At 42.1% G+C, this 598-nt stretch carries 1 protein-coding gene; it reads left to right on the forward strand.

Annotation, left to right across the window (positions count from 1 at the left end; genetic code table 11):
- Positions 1-598: hypothetical protein (locus tag Y882_RS20415; RefSeq protein WP_211259244.1), on the forward strand; the 598-nt coding region annotated here is incomplete at both ends.

A 598-nucleotide genomic window follows, 5' to 3' on the forward strand; every position in this document is an offset into this window, starting at 1 on the left:
CTACTGTTCCTGTTAAACGTAAAGGTGTACTGGAACTACAATCCACAGGTGCAGGAGCCAAAGGGAAAATCAATCCTAAGACCTATACCATTAAGGGTGAGCAACTGAAGGCACTTCAGGAAAATATGCTGCACTTCTTTGTAGAACCACTACGTAATGGTATTACTCAGACTGTAGGTGAAAGTCTGGTGTACTCCACTGAACAATTACAGAAAGCTACTCAGATTCAATCTGTAGTGCTGGAAGATATGTTCAAACAGCGAGTACAGGAAAAACTGACAGAGAAGGCTAAAGACCCGACATGGAAGAAAGGCGATTTCCTTACTCAGAAAGAACTGAATGATATTCAGGCTTCTCTGAATAACTTAGCTCCTATGATTGAGACTGGTTCTCAGACTTTCTACATTGCTGGCTCAGAAAATGCAGAAGTAGCAAATCAGGTATTAGCTACTAACCTTGATGACCGTATGCGTGTACCAATGAGTATCTATGCCCCAGCACAGGCTGGTGTAGCAGGTATTCCATTTATGACTATTGGTACTGGTGATGGCATGATGATGCAAACTCTTTCCACTATGAAAGGTGCACCAAAGAATAC

The sequence above is a fragment of the Dyella japonica DSM 16301 genome, from assembly GCF_001010355.1.
In the GTDB taxonomy this organism is placed as follows: Bacteria; Pseudomonadota; Gammaproteobacteria; order Xanthomonadales; family Rhodanobacteraceae; genus Dyella; species Dyella japonica.